This is a genomic window from Thermobacillus composti KWC4, assembly GCF_000227705.2.
Classification (GTDB): domain Bacteria; phylum Bacillota; class Bacilli; order Paenibacillales; family Paenibacillaceae; genus Thermobacillus; species Thermobacillus xylanilyticus.
The window spans coordinates 2520711-2534536 of the sequence record NC_019897.1; the positions used below are offsets into that span (position 1 = coordinate 2520711).

Genomic DNA, 13826 nt, shown 5'->3' on the forward strand with positions numbered 1-13826 from the left:
CATCGCTGTCGGCGCGGGATTGCGCCGGTTCACGAATGCGGCTCCGAGGCGAGTTCGCGCGCCCACCGGTCCGGCTTGCACCAGCCGCCGGCTCTCTTCTTCCGGTGCGAATCGCACTACTGCTCCTCTTCACAGCCATAATCTGGTCATGAAACGGTTATCCCGATTATAGGGCAGCCGGCCGCGCGTGTCAAGTTTGGTCGACGTCCCGGCCGACCGCGGAGACCGGACGGGCAGCCGTTTGTCGGGCGCTTGGCAAGCCGGCGGTCCGTGTGTTATGATGGGAACAGATGTTCGTATTTTGATCTGGAGGCGGACATGCGACCGAACGTGGAACCGATGGCTGCGAAAACGATCTTGAACCGGGTGCGCGTCCCCGCCATGCCGTTCGACTGGTCGATCAATCCGTACCGCGGCTGCCAGCACGGCTGCAGCTTCTGCTACGCCCGAAGCACGCACACGTTCCTGGGACAGCCGGCGGACGACACGTTCCAGCGCCATATTTACTGGAAAGCGGGAGCGCCGGACATTCTCCGGAGGCAGCTGGCCCGCCTGGCGCGGCAGGGCAGGCTGCCGGACCATGTGGCGATCGGCACGGCGACGGATCCTTATCAGCCGCTGGAAGCGAAGGCGATACTCACGAGAGGGTGCATCGAGGCGCTGGCCGATTACGGCGTTCCGTTCAGCGTGACGACGCGCTCGCCGCTCGTGCTGCGCGACCTGGACATCCTGCGCCGGGCGAGGGTGCTGTCGGTCAACATCAGCCTGCATACGCTGAATGCGCAGGTCTGGCGGCGGTTTGAGCCGGCCAGCCCGGCGCCGCGGCGCAGGCTGGAGACGATCGGCCGGCTGGCCGACGCCGGCGTTCCGGTTACGGTGTTCGCGGCGCCGATGCTGCCGTACTTGACCGATTCCCGCGAAACCGCGGCTGAATTGGCCGAAGCATGCAAGAGCCGCGGAGCGGACCGGGCGATGATCGATTTCCTGCGGCTGCAGACGCCGGAAGTGAAGCAGTGGTTCTTCGGCGTTCTGGAGCAGCATTATCCGAAGCTGGCGCCGGTTTACGGCAATTTGTATTACCGCAGGGCGGGCTTGCCGGAAAGCTACGTCCGCCCGGCGCGCGAACGGGTGGAGGCGGAGTTTCGCCGCCTCGGCCTGATCGGCCCGGGGGCCGCGAAGCGGAAGCCGGCGGACGGCCGAACCGGATTGGCGGGCGGCGCCGGATATTCCGGCGGGATGGTGGCGGATGAATACGCGATGGACAGATCGGCAACGGACAGATTGGCGACGGGAGCGGATCTGTTGACGCCCGGGCCGGGCGCAGGCATGACCGGCAACGGCTGCGCTCCCGTGCAGTTGACGCTGTTTTGAGGATAAGTCGTGCGTATCGGATCGGGGCTGTTGTTTGGAGGCGCAGTGTGCATGTCACGATGCGGCGGCGAATCGGGACGCGGCAGACGAAAGGCGATGACGATCCCGGGATCGCCGGAGCCTTTCGGATATAGGATGTTTTACGGGGATGCGGCATGGATGGCGGGCTTTAGGCACCCGTGGTCGGCTTCCCGGATTGCGGAACGGGTTGAATAAGCAAAGTTCTTTCTCCTATTATGGCTTTTCAGGCCGGAAGCCGCGAAATAGAAGGAAAATTCACTTATTTTGTGAAAACCGCCGAAATCGGACGTTTTCCCAAATTTTTTCTGTTATTCTGTCGTTCCGATGACAGCAGCTATTCTGCCGTTCCCCAAGCTGCAGCGCCAACCGTCAGCTTCACACCGTTGCCGCGAAGAACAGCCGCTCGGCATTGTCGTCCGGCTGCTCCAGCCTGAAGTCGGCGTACATCTCGACATGCGAGAAGCCGGCCCGCATCAGCGCGCCGCGGATCCATTCCGGTTCATAGGCGCGTTGGACGTGCGTCTCCTCGAACCGGATATACCGGCCGTCCTCGCCGTCGCGCGCAAAGATGGTCAGATGATGCTCGATCTCCCGCCTGTCCGGCGTGTACTCGCTCGTCCAGATGTAGGCGATATCGCGCTCGTCGAACGTGAACGGCTGCTCTTCCGCATACCGCTCGAGCTGGCGCGGCGCATGAACGTCGAACAGGAACAGGCCGCCGTCCTTCAGCCCGCGCCGCGTCGCGCGGAACGCCGCCTCCACATCTTCCTCTTCCAGCAGGTAATTGATGCAGTCGCAGAAGGACAGCACCGTGTCCACCCGCTCCGGCAGCTCCCAGTCTCGCATGTCCTGCTGCAACCAGCGGATCGAGCCGTCGCCCGAGTACCGCTGCGGCTGCGCGTCCCATTTGCTGCGCGCCACGGCCAGCATTTCGGCCGACAGATCAATGCCGAAGACGCGAAATCCCGATTTGGCGAGCGGGATCGCGATGTTGCCCGTGCCGCAGCCGAGATCGACGACCGTCTCCGGAATGCCGGTCCGTTCCCAGCATTGCCGGGCGAACCGGAGCCATTCCGGATAGGGCATGTCTTCCATCAACCGGTCATAGACCGATGCGAATTGTCTGTAGGCCCGCATACAGGCTCCTTCCGATTCAGCCGTACCGCAAGAAACGCTCAGGAGCAGAAAGCGACGGCGGCTTCCTCCGCCGGGATGGCGTCTTCCGCACTGGAATCGCTTATTCCCGCGGGAATTGCGTCGCCGATGTCACCGCGCCCGCATTGCCCGGGCAATCGCCCGCCGCCTCCTCCGCCCCAGTCCCGCGGCTTACGGCTGATCCTGTTGTTCGTTCAGGTAAGTCCAGCTTCCTTCCTGCCGCACGATGCCTTCGCGCATCAGCTTGCCGAGCGCCCGCTTGAACGCCGCCTTGCTGATGCCGAATTTGCGCTGGATGACATCGGGCGGCGTCTCGTCGGAATACGGCATCGCTCCCGTATTCCGGCTGCGCAAATATTCCAGAATGCGCCCGGCGTCCTCTTCTCGTCCGATCTCCTTGCGCGGCCGCATCGACAGGTTGATGCGGCCGTCTTCCCGGACGAACGTGACGCGCGCCTCGAACGCTTCGCCGAGCCGCAGCGGCCGCGTCTGTTCGCTGCTCGGGATCAGACCGAGCACACCGGCGCGCAACGCCTCCCCGTCCACGAACACGAACGCGCCGACTTTCGCGTGCCGCGTCACCCAGCCACGCACCGTCCGGTTGAACCAGGCGGCCGGCGCAGGAACGGCCAGTTGCTGCAGATCGGCTTCCTCCGCCAGTTCGGCGATGATCCGCCCCGACTTGTCGTGCGCCATCCGGACGAACAGCTCGTCGCCCGGACGCGGCCTGAGCTCCCGTTCCCGCGGCAGCTCCGCGTTCGGCAAAAGCAGCTGCCGGCCGAGCCCCATCTCGAGGAAGCAGCCGTAGCGCGGATGCACGTCGGCCGCTTTCAGCCTGGCGATCCCGCCGAGCTGGAGCAGCGGCTTGCGCGTCGTCGCGGTCAGCCGGTCAAGCGTGTCGTGGAACAGGAACACTTCCACGACATCGCCGGGATTCGGCCTTTCCCCGACAATCTCGCCGTATGGCAGCAGCACGGTGCGCTCGCCGTCCGAGAGGATGAATCCGTTCGGCGGCGCCTCGCGCACCGTCTCGAGGCGGACGGTCGTCCCGGCCGTCAGGCTCATGCGAACTCCACGACTTTCGCGTCCGACCAGAGCCGCTCGAGGTTGTAGTACTCGCGTTCGTCGCGATGGAAGACGTGGGCGATGACGTCGCCGAGATCGATGAGCACCCAGCGGGCGGCCTCCAGTCCTTCGATGCCGTGCACCGTAACACCCCGCTCCTCCGCACGCTTGCGGATCTCGCCGGCGATCGCCTGCACCTGCGTATCCGAGTTGCCGTGGCAGATGATGAAATAGTCGGCGACGAGCGAAATGCCTTTCAATCCAAGCGCGACAATGCGGTGCGCCTTCTTCTCTTCCGCCGCGTCCACGACGAGCTGCATCAATTCATCGGCTTGCATCAACCGTTATCGGCCTCCTTGTCGAGAAGTCGGATCAAATCGTTGCGCGCCATTACGGTCAGCGGGTAAATCAGCCGGCCATTGGCGAGCAGGAAAGAAATCGTCGAATCGAAACCAAGGACGAGCGCGCGATCCAGACTGCGTCCGGCTTCCTCCCGGATCCGGTCCACGCCCGGAAAATCGCGTCCCGGCTCCATGTAATCGGCCAGACAGACCACCTTGTCCAGCAACGTCATGCCGACGCGTCCGGACGTGTGCCAGCGGATCGCGTCCAGCACCTCCGGGTCCTCTATGCCGTAATCGCGCCTCGCGACATGGGCGCCGACGTGGGCGTGCCAGAGCTGCGGATCGTACTCGAGCAGATCGCCGGCTTCGCCGCTCTCGATCAACGCTCGTTTCTGGTCTTCAATCTTCCAGTACTTGGCGACATCGTGCAGGATGGCGGCGAGTTCGGCTTTCGCCGGATCCGCGCCGTACCGTTCCGCGAGGCGGACCGCCGTTTCCATGACCCCCGCGGTGTGCGCCCAGCGCCGCTCGGGCATCTGCGCCCGGACGCGCTCCATGATCGCGTTACGATCCATACAGACCCTTCCTTACGATAAAATCATGCACGCCGTCGGGGACAAGATACCGGACCGACCGGCCTTCCCGCCTCAAGGCCCGGATGGCCGACGAGGAAATGTCGAGCTGCGGCATCGGGATGATGCGCACCCGGCCGCGCAAGCTTTCCGGCAGACTGCCGATATCGACAGGATGCCCCGGCCGCGCGACGCCGATGAATGCGACGGACGCCGCCAGCTCGTCAATCCGGTGCCAGCGCGGCAAATCATTCACCCGGTCCCCTCCGATAATATACGCAAACGAGCAGCCGGGACAGCGCGCGCTCAGTTCATGCACCGTGTCGATCGAATAGGATATCCCCGGACGGCGGAGTTCAAGATCAAGCGCCTTGAAAGCCGGTTGGCCGGCGATCGCAAGGCGCACCATTTCCAGCCGATCCTCGCCCGATGCGGACGGCGCGCCCGATTTGAGCGGCGGCGTCCGGCTCGGGATGAACCAGACTTCATCCAGGCCGCACTGCTCCCTGGCCGTCTCGGCGGCCAGCAAATGTCCGATATGAATCGGATCGAACGTGCCGCCCATCAGCCCAACGCGCTTCATCGCTACACAAGGCTCCTTCGGCCGGCTGCCCGTCAAGGTCAGGGCAGCTCGATCTTCTTGTGATCCTTCGACTCCCGGTACAGCACGATCGTCTTGCCGATCACCTGCACCAGTTCGGCGCCCGCGCGCTCCGCAATCTCGGCGCCGATCTCCTTCGGATCGCCTTCCTGATTGTTCAGGACCGATACTTTGATGAGTTCCCGCGCTTCGAGCGCCTCCGATACATGGCGGATCAAGTGCTCGTTGATCCCGCCCTTGCCGACCTGGAAGATCGGGTTCAATGGATGGGCGAGCGCGCGGAGAAAACGTTTCTGTTTACCTGTCAGCACGAATGGATCTACCTGCTTTCCTGCAAATGGCATCGTGGGCGCGTTCCGCTATTGTCCGAGCGCCCGGATGACGGTCTCCCGCATGGCGGCGACGGGGGCGGCCTGTCCCGTCCAATATTCGAAGGCATAGGCGCCCTGATAGATGAACATCCCGAGTCCGCCGTGCGTGCGGCATCCCGCCCGCTCCGCCTCCTCGAGAAAACGCGTCCGCATCGGGTTGTAGACGATGTCGCTCGCGACGGCGCCCGGCTTCATCCAAGACGCGTCGATACCGAGCGGCAGCTCATCCGTATTCGGCGACATGCCGGCGGATGTCGTGTTGATGACGATGTCGGCGTCCGCGCACGCCTCGCGCAGATCGTCCGGCCCGAGCGCCGCCTTCGGCACATCGGCCGGCAGTGCCTGCGCCAGCGCCTCCGCGCGCGCCGCGGTCCGGTTCACGACCGCGATGTGCGCCGGCTTCTCCAGCGCCAACGCATGGAGAATGCCCCGCGCCGCGCCGCCCGCGCCGAGCACGACGATGCGCCGGCCGGAAAGTTCCGCGCCCGCCTCTTCCTTCAGCGAGCGGACATAGCCGATGCCGTCGGTGTTGTATCCGATCAGCTTGTCTTCCCGGCGGACGACCGTATTGACCGCCCCCGCCGCTTCGGCCGTCGGATCGATCTCGTCGAGATGCGCCATGATCGCCGTCTTGTGCGGTATCGTCACGTTGAAGCCGCCCATGCCCATCGCCCGCGCGCCTTCGGCGAAGGCGGCCAGCCGTTCCGCCGTGACATGGAACGCGAGATAGACCGCGTTGACGCCGGTTTCCCGGAACGCGCGGCTGAGCATGACCGGCGATTTCGAATGGCGGATCGGGTCGCCGATGACGCCGTACAGCACCGTATGGCTGTCGATGGCCGGCCCCGCTTCCGCCGCTGTCGTCTGATTCATCGCTGACAACCTCTCCCTGGCCCGCGCGAAACCGGGCAGAATCAAATCATCGCTTCGCGCAGGATGACATGCACGCCTTTCGGCGCGTAGACTTCGACGAACGCGCCGGCCGAGCTGTTCGCGCGGATCCAGCCGAGTCCGGAAATGCTGATGTCGGTCCGGCTTCCGGGCGGAATGCGCAGCGAGTGCCGCGTCCACGGCGCAATGGCATCCAGTTCATCGGCATTCGGCGGAGCGAGCAGCTCGCCCTTGTGCTCCGCGTACACTTCGTCCGCCCGCTCGAGCTTCGTCCGATGGACATACAGCGAAGGCGAGACATAGAGCGTGAACGATTGCGGCTCGCCGCGCACGAAATCGAAACGGGCAAGCGCGCCGAAGAACAGCGTCTGCCGCTCGTTCAGCTGATAGACGAGCGGCTTCAGCGGTTTCTCGGGCAGAAGCCGCTGCAGCACGCCCTTCGGAACCGTTTCGGTCAGCCGGTACGGGTAGACGATGCCCGGCGTGTCGATGATGTACCGGCTGTCGTCCAGCGGTATGCGGATCTGGTCGAGCGTCGTTCCCGGATAGCGGGATACGGTGAGCTCCCGGTCCAGATCGCTGTAGTCCCGGATGAGCCGGTTGATCAGCGTCGACTTGCCGACATTCGTCGCGCCGACGACATAGATATCGCGGCCGCCGCGGAGCGCCTGGATCGCCTCGATGACGCGATCGAAGCCGGTCCGTTTGGCGGCGCTGCACAGCACGATTTCGGCCGGCTTCAGGCCGAGCAGCTTCGCCTGCCGCTGCACCCAGTTCCGGACCCGGTTCCAGTTCGTCGATTTCGGGAGCAGGTCAATCTTGTTGACGACAAGCAGCACCGGATTGTTGCCGACGAACCGCTGCAGTCCGCTGATGACGCTCCCTTCGAAATCAAACAGGTCGACGATATGGACGACAAGACTGTCCGTCCCGGCAATGCCGGAAAGCATGCGCAGAAAATCGTCCTGGTCGACCGCCACGTGCGTCACGTCATTGTAATGCCGGATGCGGAAACAGCGCCGGCAAATCGCATCTTCGCGCCCGAGCGCCTGCTCCGGCACGTATCCGGGCTTGTCCGGCGACTCGGACTGCAGCCGGACGCCGCAGCCGGAACAGACCGGCGCGCCCGTTGTCGCATCGCTTGCTGTCACTGCCGATCCTCCTTGGGCCATAATCCTTTGCGCGTCAGTCTGCGGTGCGCAGCCCGCTCGATGAGCCGATTGACACGGGTAAAGACGCTTTCGTCCGCCGGCGCGATCGGCTTGACCAGAATGGCCCGCAGCCCCATCCGATTCGCGCCGAGCACATCGGTGAGCATCTGGTCGCCGATGACGACGGTCTGTTCGGGCGCAAGGCCGAGCAGATCCAGCGCTTTCCGGAACGATGTGCTCACCGGTTTGCGGGCGCTGAAAATATAAGGTATGCCGTGCGGTTCCGCGAATCGGGACACCCGCGCCCGCCGGTTGTTCGATACGATAATGATCCGAAAGCCAAGGGAGCGGACTTGCGCCAGCCATTCGGCCAGCTCCGGCGTCGCCGACGGCACGCGGGCGCCGACCAGCGTGTTGTCGAGATCGCAAATGATGCCGGATATGCCCTCCGCCTGAAGTTTCTCCAGATCGATATCGTAGATCGTTCCCGCCACCTGATGCGGGAGCAGCCATTCCAGCATAGTCTATGCTCCTTGTATCGTGTTCCTGGTGCCGTACCCTCAGCTTATGCCAAAACTATATCATACACGGGAAAAAGTTTGCAAAAACAGCGCGGCGGCTCCGTCATCCGCCTGTCGGCGTGCGGCGGAACCGCCGTAATGCCTTACAATCGCTCCCGGATCAGCCTGACCTTCTCGGCAAACCGCTCCGCATCCTGGTCCGTGACCGGCCGGCCGCCGTATTTCGCGCGTTCGAACATGGCCAGCACTTCCTGGAAGTCGTCGGCCAGCGAACGGCGCCGCTCGCTCCAGCGTCCCACCGTCTCGCGCAAGGTTTCGTGGTCGCTCCGCTCCAGTCCGCGCCGGCGGCAGATGCGGATGAGCCGCTCCGTCTCGTGCACGATCTGCTCGTTCGCGCTCATGGCGCCGAACCGGATTCGCCGCCACAGGAGCACCAGCGATTCCCGCTGCCGCCAGAGCCAGAACAGCGCGCCCGCTGCCGCCAGCACGCCTGCCGCAATGCCGACCGCAGGCGGAATCCGGAATCCGCTCTCGCCGCCGGTTTCAACGACCGGCCCGACATCGGAAAGATCGGGCAGCACGGGCGCCGGCATCTCATCGATCGGGTACGCATACGGATACGAGAAACCGGGCGTCGGCTCGAACGGAATCCAGCCGAACCCTTCGAAATACACTTCGACCCAGGAATGGGCATCCGCGTTGCGGACCGTGTACGAACCGCCCATGTTCGGATCGAACGCATTTTCCGGTATGCTGATATAGAGCTCGGCCGGCAGGGCCCCCGGCGCGTAGCCTTTCACCCAGCGGACGGGAATGCCGGATGCGCGCGCGAGGACGGCCATCGCCGTCGAGAAGTAGTCGCAGTAGCCTTCCTGCACTTCGAAGAGGAAGGAATCGACGAAATCTTCGCTGCGCCGTTTCGAGATGTCCGGCGTATTCGTGTAAGGGTAGTTCTCTTTCAGGTACGTCTCGATCCGCCGGATCTTGTCGTAATCGTTGTCCGCGCCGGCCGTCAGTTCTTCCGCCAGCCGCAGCACCCGTTCCGGGACGGCCGGCAGCCGGGTGTACCTTGCGGCGATGCGCGGGTCCGGCGGACCGGCGCTGCGCAGCTGCTCTTCGTCGAGCACCACCTGCTCGGACTCGATGACATAGGTTTCCGGATACGGCGTGCTGTCCGACCGCGGCCAGCGCAGCTCGGCGGATTCGGGCAGCCAGGCCAGCGCGGCCGGTATCGATTCCGCTCCGTCGATCGCCCGGATCACCGCCGCCTGGTGGGCGCCGAACAGCACCGGGAACGGTTCGTCGCGGCGCATGGTGACCGTCGCGACGATGTTCATCGTCTCCGCTTCGGGCGACAGCTTCAGCGGTTCGCCGGCCAGACGCTTCGGCAGCGGCTCGCCGGTCTCGAGCCCCGACAGCGCGGCTTCCGTCTGCTCTTCCTCACTGTCGACCCAGCCTTGTCCCGTATATTCGGACTTCGTCTCGCCCCGCCAATAGCTGCGCCGGTTCGTGTTGACGGTCATCACTTCCGAGTAATCGAACTCGAAGCCGTCGCCGAGCTTATCGTCCGACCGGCTGTAGCCGGAACGCGCATCGCGCTCCCTGACCGCCGACGGCAGGCTTCTCACCTTGTCCCCGACGAAGGACGGCACCGACTCGCCGCGGGATTTCATCCAGAGCGTATACGGATCTTTCAGCACCGGATTGACGCTCGGCGCGAGCAATCCGGCCGTCATGACCAGGCCGACGACGGCAATGACGGGCAGGACGAACGAAACCGGATATTCGGTCAGATGGCGCCAGGTGTCGGGATGGCTGCGCCGGAACCGCTCGAAATGCTCGGCGACCAGCCAGCACAGCGATATGAACACGCACCAGGCGACTTCGTCCCACAGGTAAATGGTCGTAAAGGAATCGAGCACCGCCAGCGAGACGAGCACCGCCCCGCAGAACAGCGCGACCTGCGGCCGCGTCCGGCAGAACTGCCCCGCGAACAGGAACAGCCCGTAAGCGACGGCGGCAACGCCGATGTAGGGCGCGAGCGGCTCCGCGATCTCCGCGAACCAGTCGCCCCATGCGGCAGCATCCTTCCACTCCCCGGCCATCGGAATCCAGCGGAACCCGCTGAACACCATGATGCACGCCAGGAGGGCGGCCGCATGCAGCGGCATCCGCCACCTGAGCTTCCCCGGCACGAGAAATTCGATCGCCGTGCCCGCGATGAGCGCGGCATGCACGATCGCGAACGTCTGCGGCCACCAGTAGCCTTCCAGCGAATCGAACCATTGCCAGAGCAGCACGGCGGCGAAGAGCACGCAGAGCTTGGCGTAGCCGTTCCGCGCCAGGAGGCGGATAAAGCCTTTCACCATCCGTTTCGCCATCACCGGCCGCCCCCTTCCAGGGCCGCCGGCAGTTCGGCGAGCGTTCGCACGTTATAGACCGGCCATCCGCGGGCGGTGAGCATCCGCTGCCAGCCGGACGTCTCCGCCCGGCTGCGCTCGCCGGGCAGATGGATCAGGCAGGGCGTGTTGCCGCTCCGGTCCAGCCATTCCATCGTCCGGACGACTTCTTCGCCGCTGTGCGGCGTCACCAGCACGACGAACGATCCGCGGGGGATGAGCAGCGGAGACTGGCGCAGCGAGCGGTACAGCCCCGCCGTGCCGTCGGCCTGCACGCCGACGAGGTGGTTCAGAATGAGCTGGCGCTGCTCGGCGGTCGAGCGGGGCAAGAAGCCGTCGGCCGTTGCGCCGGAGGAGACGATGCCCATCGCCGTCTCGCGCCGGATGCCGTATTCGACGAGGGAAGCGGCGATCGAGACGGCCAGTTCGAAATGGTCGGCGTTCACGTAGGCCGTGCCGCAGCGGTCCAGCACGATGACGGTGCGCGGCACCGATTCGCGGTCGAACTCCTTCGACTTCCATTCCCCGGTCTTGGCCGTCGCATTCCAGTGAATCCGCGACAGCCGATCGCCGTAGATGTATTCCCGGACGCCGTTGATCTGCGTCGTCTCTTTCGAGAAGCGGTTCGAGACCGCGTAGGCGTAAGGTCCTTTCAGGCCGCGCTCGACCCGGTGCCACTGGCGGATCGGCACCGTCTGCGGCAGCACGGTGAAGCGCTGGACGGAATCGATGCTGCCCCGGTGCTCGAACAGGCCGAAAATGTCCCGCGTGACGCATTCCGTCTTCCGGAACGTGTACCAGCCGCGCTGCAGCGGCGGGGTCGAGTAGTGTACGGAACCGGTCCTTCTGAAATCGGGAATGAACGATACTTCGAACATCATCGGCTGACCGCCGGTGCGCTCAAGCGTATCCTGCACGAGGACGTAGGGCACGGGCCAGAAGCCCGGAATGCGGATGTCCAGCCCGACTTCCAGCTTCGAGCCGGCGCTCAGCACGGGGGTGTGCGGTCCGGCGTTTCCGCCCAGCCGGCGCTCGCCCTTGACACGTCCGATGCCGCTCAGCCTGCCGAGAGCAAGATACAGGAGCAGGACGTTCAAAATGACGAACAGCATGAGCGCCGTCTTGCCGCCCTGAAACAGCAGGTACAGCGTGCAGCACAGGTAAACCGCGCCGGTCAGCCGCCAGCGTAAGGAGATGGCTCTGGCGGTTGCCATCGTTATCGCTCCAATCGGACGGGGACCGTCGTACGCTCGACGACCTCGCGGACGACCTCCTCGGGCGTCAGGCCGTTCATGCGCGCCTCGGTATGAAGCAGCATCCGGTGCGCCAGGACGGGCACCGCGAGATGCTTGATGTCGTCCGGAATGACATAGTCGCGGCCATCCAGCAGGGCGCTTGCCCGGGCCGCCGTCATCAGCGAAATCGAAGCGCGCGGGCTGGCGCCGATCTGCACACCCGGATGCGTGCGCGTGCCGTGGATGATGCGCACCAGATAATCGCCGATCGCGTCGTCGGCGTGAACCGTGCGGACGCGCTCCTGCAGCCGCACGATGTCCTCGATCTCCGCAACCTGCTCGACGCGCATCCAAGCCTGGTCCGAGTGGCTGCCGAGCACCATGCGGCGTTCGGTCTCGTCGTCCGGGTAGCCGATCGAGAGCTTCATCATGAACCGGTCAAGCTGCGCTTCGGGAAGCAGATAGGTGCCTTCGAACTCGACCGGGTTCTGCGTCGCGAACAGGATGAACGGCACCGGCAGCGGGTGGGAAACGCCGTCAACCGTCACATGCCGCTCCTCCATCGCCACGAGCAGCGCGGACTGCGTTTTCGTCGTTGCGCGGTTGATCTCGTCCGCGAGCAGGATGTTCGCCATGATCGGGCCGGGGCGAAAGACGAACGTTTCTTCCTTCGGATGGTAGATGGATACGCCCGTGATATCGGTAGGCAAGAGGTCCGGATTGCATTGAATGCGCCGGAACACCCCGCCGCATGCGCGCGCCAATGCTTTCACAAGCTGTGTCTTGCCGGTGCCGGGAACATCTTCGAGCAATACGTGTCCGCCCGCAAGCAGCGCGATAAGCAGCCGTTCGATCGCTTCGGGCTTGCCGAGAATCGAGCGCCCGAGATTTTGTCTTATATGATCAATCAACTGGATGTCGTTGTCCGTCGTCCCCATCGCTTTCCCTCCCGGTCTCGTATATCCTCTATTTTACAAGAAGGGAAGTAGGGCTACAATTGTGGCGCATGGAAGAAAAAATTGGAGGATCACACAGTATGATCCTCCTGAATTTTGATTATGACGGATTGTAATATGAAGTGCGACAGAAAAAAATAAAGGAGCCCATGGATGGATTCGTGTAAAATGGAAGTCGCCAAACACCCATTCGTACAGGAGGATCCATTCATGAGCTACTCCCATCTTAGCATAATTGAGCGCGGACAAATAGAGGCTTTGCATCGACTCGGCTGGTCAACGAGGAAGATCGGCAAACAGCTTGGACGCCATCACTCCACGATCGCCCGTGAACTCTGTAGAGGGCAAGTCAATGCGTCCTATGAAGCCGCGCCCGCACAAGACGCCTATCAAGAGCGAAGAGCTGCTTGTGTGCCATCTGGCAAGTTCACATCCGAGCTGGCTGCGGAACTGCAAGAGAAGCTGGAGCAGACCTGGTCGCCCGAGCAGATCGCAGAGAGGCGGCGATGTGAAGGACAAGCATTCGTATGCTTCAAGACGATCTACCGCTGGCTATATGCTGGCAAGCTGACCGTCTCTGAGACTCAGGTGCTTCGCCACAAGGGCAAGCGACGCAAACCCGTGGAGACACGCGGACGCTTCCTCGTCGGCACCCCCATCCGTCAGCGCCCGAAAGAAGTACGCAAGCGTTCCACTTTCGGTCATTGGGAACTGGATACCATTGTGTCAAGCCGAGGGAAGAGCAAGGCTTGTGCCGCGACGTTCATCGAACGTAAAACCCGGCTCTATCTTGCGGTGAAAATGCCGGATCGCACAGCCCATTCCATGGAGATCGCATTTGGCGTAGCGGCAAGCCAGTATCCGAAAGGGACCTTCAAGACGGCAACAACCGATCGCGGCAAAGAATTTGCTTGTTATACCGCACTCGAAAATACGCATAACATCAAGGTCTACTTCGCAGATCCCTACTCATCATGGCAACGTGGTTCCAATGAGAACGCCAACGGCCTCCTGCGGGAGTTCTTTCCCAAAGGACATGATTTCGCCGCTGTGTCAGACGATGAACTTGCGAGGGCTATACACCTCATCAACAACCGCCCTCGAAAATGCCTGAACTGGAAATCTGCTTACGAAGCATTCATGGATGAGCTGTCGCATTTAGCTTGACAATCC

The 13826-nt window shown here is 63.5% G+C and carries 14 protein-coding genes and 1 other annotated feature (1 of these 15 only partly in view); of the genes, 2 read left to right on the forward strand and 12 right to left on the reverse strand.

Annotated features, from left to right (window positions below; all coding sequences use genetic code 11):
- Nucleotides 1–142, reverse strand: a binding site (T-box leader) (it extends 96 nt beyond the left edge of the window).
- A 176-nt stretch (nt 143–318) separates the two neighbouring features.
- Nucleotides 319–1371: an SPL family radical SAM protein gene (locus THECO_RS11795; protein WP_015255274.1), complete on the forward strand. Its 1053-nt coding sequence runs from the start codon at nt 319–321 to the stop codon at nt 1369–1371.
- Between the two features lie 396 nt (nt 1372–1767).
- Here the strand turns inward: THECO_RS11795 and THECO_RS11800 are convergent, their stop codons facing one another.
- From THECO_RS11800 to THECO_RS11855, 12 genes are all read right to left on the reverse strand, one after another.
- Nucleotides 1768–2529, reverse strand: a complete 762-nt coding sequence (locus THECO_RS11800) for a class I SAM-dependent DNA methyltransferase (protein WP_015255275.1) — start codon at nt 2527–2529, stop codon at nt 1768–1770.
- A 189-nt stretch (nt 2530–2718) separates the two neighbouring features.
- Entirely contained in the window at nt 2719–3612 is an 894-nt protein-coding gene (locus THECO_RS11805) for a CvfB family protein (protein WP_015255276.1), read from the reverse strand.
- Nucleotides 3609–3950, reverse strand: coding sequence for a ribosome silencing factor (gene rsfS / locus THECO_RS11810; RefSeq protein ID WP_041853889.1), 342 nt, complete (start codon nt 3948–3950; stop codon nt 3609–3611). The genes THECO_RS11805 and rsfS overlap by 4 nt, the downstream gene beginning before the upstream one ends.
- On the reverse strand, nt 3950–4531 hold the full coding sequence (gene yqeK, locus THECO_RS11815; protein WP_015255278.1) for a bis(5'-nucleosyl)-tetraphosphatase (symmetrical) YqeK: 582 nt from the start codon (nt 4529–4531) through the stop codon (nt 3950–3952). Before yqeK ends, rsfS begins: the two co-directional genes overlap by 1 nt.
- Nucleotides 4521–5111, reverse strand: a complete 591-nt coding sequence (gene nadD, locus THECO_RS11820; RefSeq protein ID WP_015255279.1) for a nicotinate-nucleotide adenylyltransferase — start codon at nt 5109–5111, stop codon at nt 4521–4523. The genes yqeK and nadD overlap by 11 nt, the downstream gene beginning before the upstream one ends.
- A 38-nt stretch (nt 5112–5149) precedes the next feature.
- Complete coding sequence (gene yhbY / locus THECO_RS11825; protein WP_015255280.1) at nt 5150–5440, reverse strand: ribosome assembly RNA-binding protein YhbY; 291 nt, start codon at nt 5438–5440, stop codon at nt 5150–5152.
- Nucleotides 5441–5488: 48 nt separating this feature from the next.
- Nucleotides 5489–6373: a shikimate dehydrogenase gene (gene aroE / locus THECO_RS11830; protein WP_015255281.1), complete on the reverse strand. Its 885-nt coding sequence runs from the start codon at nt 6371–6373 to the stop codon at nt 5489–5491.
- Between the two features lie 41 nt (nt 6374–6414).
- Nucleotides 6415–7542 (reverse strand): ribosome biogenesis GTPase YqeH, encoded by a 1128-nt coding sequence (gene yqeH / locus THECO_RS11835; RefSeq protein ID WP_015255282.1) that lies wholly within the window; start codon nt 7540–7542, stop codon nt 6415–6417.
- Nucleotides 7539–8063 carry a YqeG family HAD IIIA-type phosphatase gene (locus THECO_RS11840; protein WP_015255283.1) on the reverse strand — a complete coding sequence of 175 codons (525 nt, stop codon included), beginning with the start codon at nt 8061–8063 and terminating at the stop codon, nt 7539–7541. The genes yqeH and THECO_RS11840 overlap by 4 nt, the downstream gene beginning before the upstream one ends.
- 143 nt (nt 8064–8206) lie before the next feature.
- Complete coding sequence (locus tag THECO_RS11845) at nt 8207–10444, reverse strand: DUF4129 domain-containing transglutaminase family protein (RefSeq protein WP_015255284.1); 2238 nt, start codon at nt 10442–10444, stop codon at nt 8207–8209.
- A complete protein-coding gene (locus THECO_RS11850) occupies nt 10444–11676 on the reverse strand; it encodes a DUF58 domain-containing protein (RefSeq protein ID WP_015255285.1) in 1233 nt (410 codons plus the stop codon). The genes THECO_RS11845 and THECO_RS11850 overlap by 1 nt, the downstream gene beginning before the upstream one ends.
- 2 nt (nt 11677–11678) lie before the next feature.
- Nucleotides 11679–12635: an AAA family ATPase gene (locus THECO_RS11855; protein WP_015255286.1), complete on the reverse strand. Its 957-nt coding sequence runs from the start codon at nt 12633–12635 to the stop codon at nt 11679–11681.
- Between the two features lie 228 nt (nt 12636–12863).
- On the opposite strand from THECO_RS11855, the gene THECO_RS11860 reads away from it, so the two are divergent.
- Nucleotides 12864–13820, forward strand: coding sequence for an IS30 family transposase (locus THECO_RS11860; RefSeq protein ID WP_041854416.1), 957 nt, complete (start codon nt 12864–12866; stop codon nt 13818–13820).
- Nucleotides 13821–13826 lie beyond the last annotated feature (6 nt).

Coding starts and splice junctions, on each gene's coding strand:
- THECO_RS11795 (WP_015255274.1), top strand. CDS start 319: ATGCGACCGAACGTGGAACCGATGGCTGCGAAAACGATCTTGAACCGG.
- THECO_RS11800 (WP_015255275.1), bottom strand. CDS start 2,529: ATGCGGGCCTACAGACAATTCGCATCGGTCTATGACCGGTTGATGGAA.
- THECO_RS11805 (WP_015255276.1), bottom strand. CDS start 3,612: ATGAGCCTGACGGCCGGGACGACCGTCCGCCTCGAGACGGTGCGCGAG.
- rsfS (WP_041853889.1), bottom strand. CDS start 3,950: ATGCAAGCCGATGAATTGATGCAGCTCGTCGTGGACGCGGCGGAAGAG.
- yqeK (WP_015255278.1), bottom strand. CDS start 4,531: ATGGATCGTAACGCGATCATGGAGCGCGTCCGGGCGCAGATGCCCGAG.
- nadD (WP_015255279.1), bottom strand. CDS start 5,111: ATGAAGCGCGTTGGGCTGATGGGCGGCACGTTCGATCCGATTCATATC.
- aroE (WP_015255281.1), bottom strand. CDS start 6,373: ATGAATCAGACGACAGCGGCGGAAGCGGGGCCGGCCATCGACAGCCAT.
- THECO_RS11840 (WP_015255283.1), bottom strand. CDS start 8,063: ATGCTGGAATGGCTGCTCCCGCATCAGGTGGCGGGAACGATCTACGAT.
- THECO_RS11845 (WP_015255284.1), bottom strand. CDS start 10,444: ATGGCGAAACGGATGGTGAAAGGCTTTATCCGCCTCCTGGCGCGGAAC.
- THECO_RS11850 (WP_015255285.1), bottom strand. CDS start 11,676: ATGGCAACCGCCAGAGCCATCTCCTTACGCTGGCGGCTGACCGGCGCG.
- THECO_RS11855 (WP_015255286.1), bottom strand. CDS start 12,635: ATGGGGACGACGGACAACGACATCCAGTTGATTGATCATATAAGACAA.
- THECO_RS11860 (WP_041854416.1), top strand. CDS start 12,864: ATGAGCTACTCCCATCTTAGCATAATTGAGCGCGGACAAATAGAGGCT.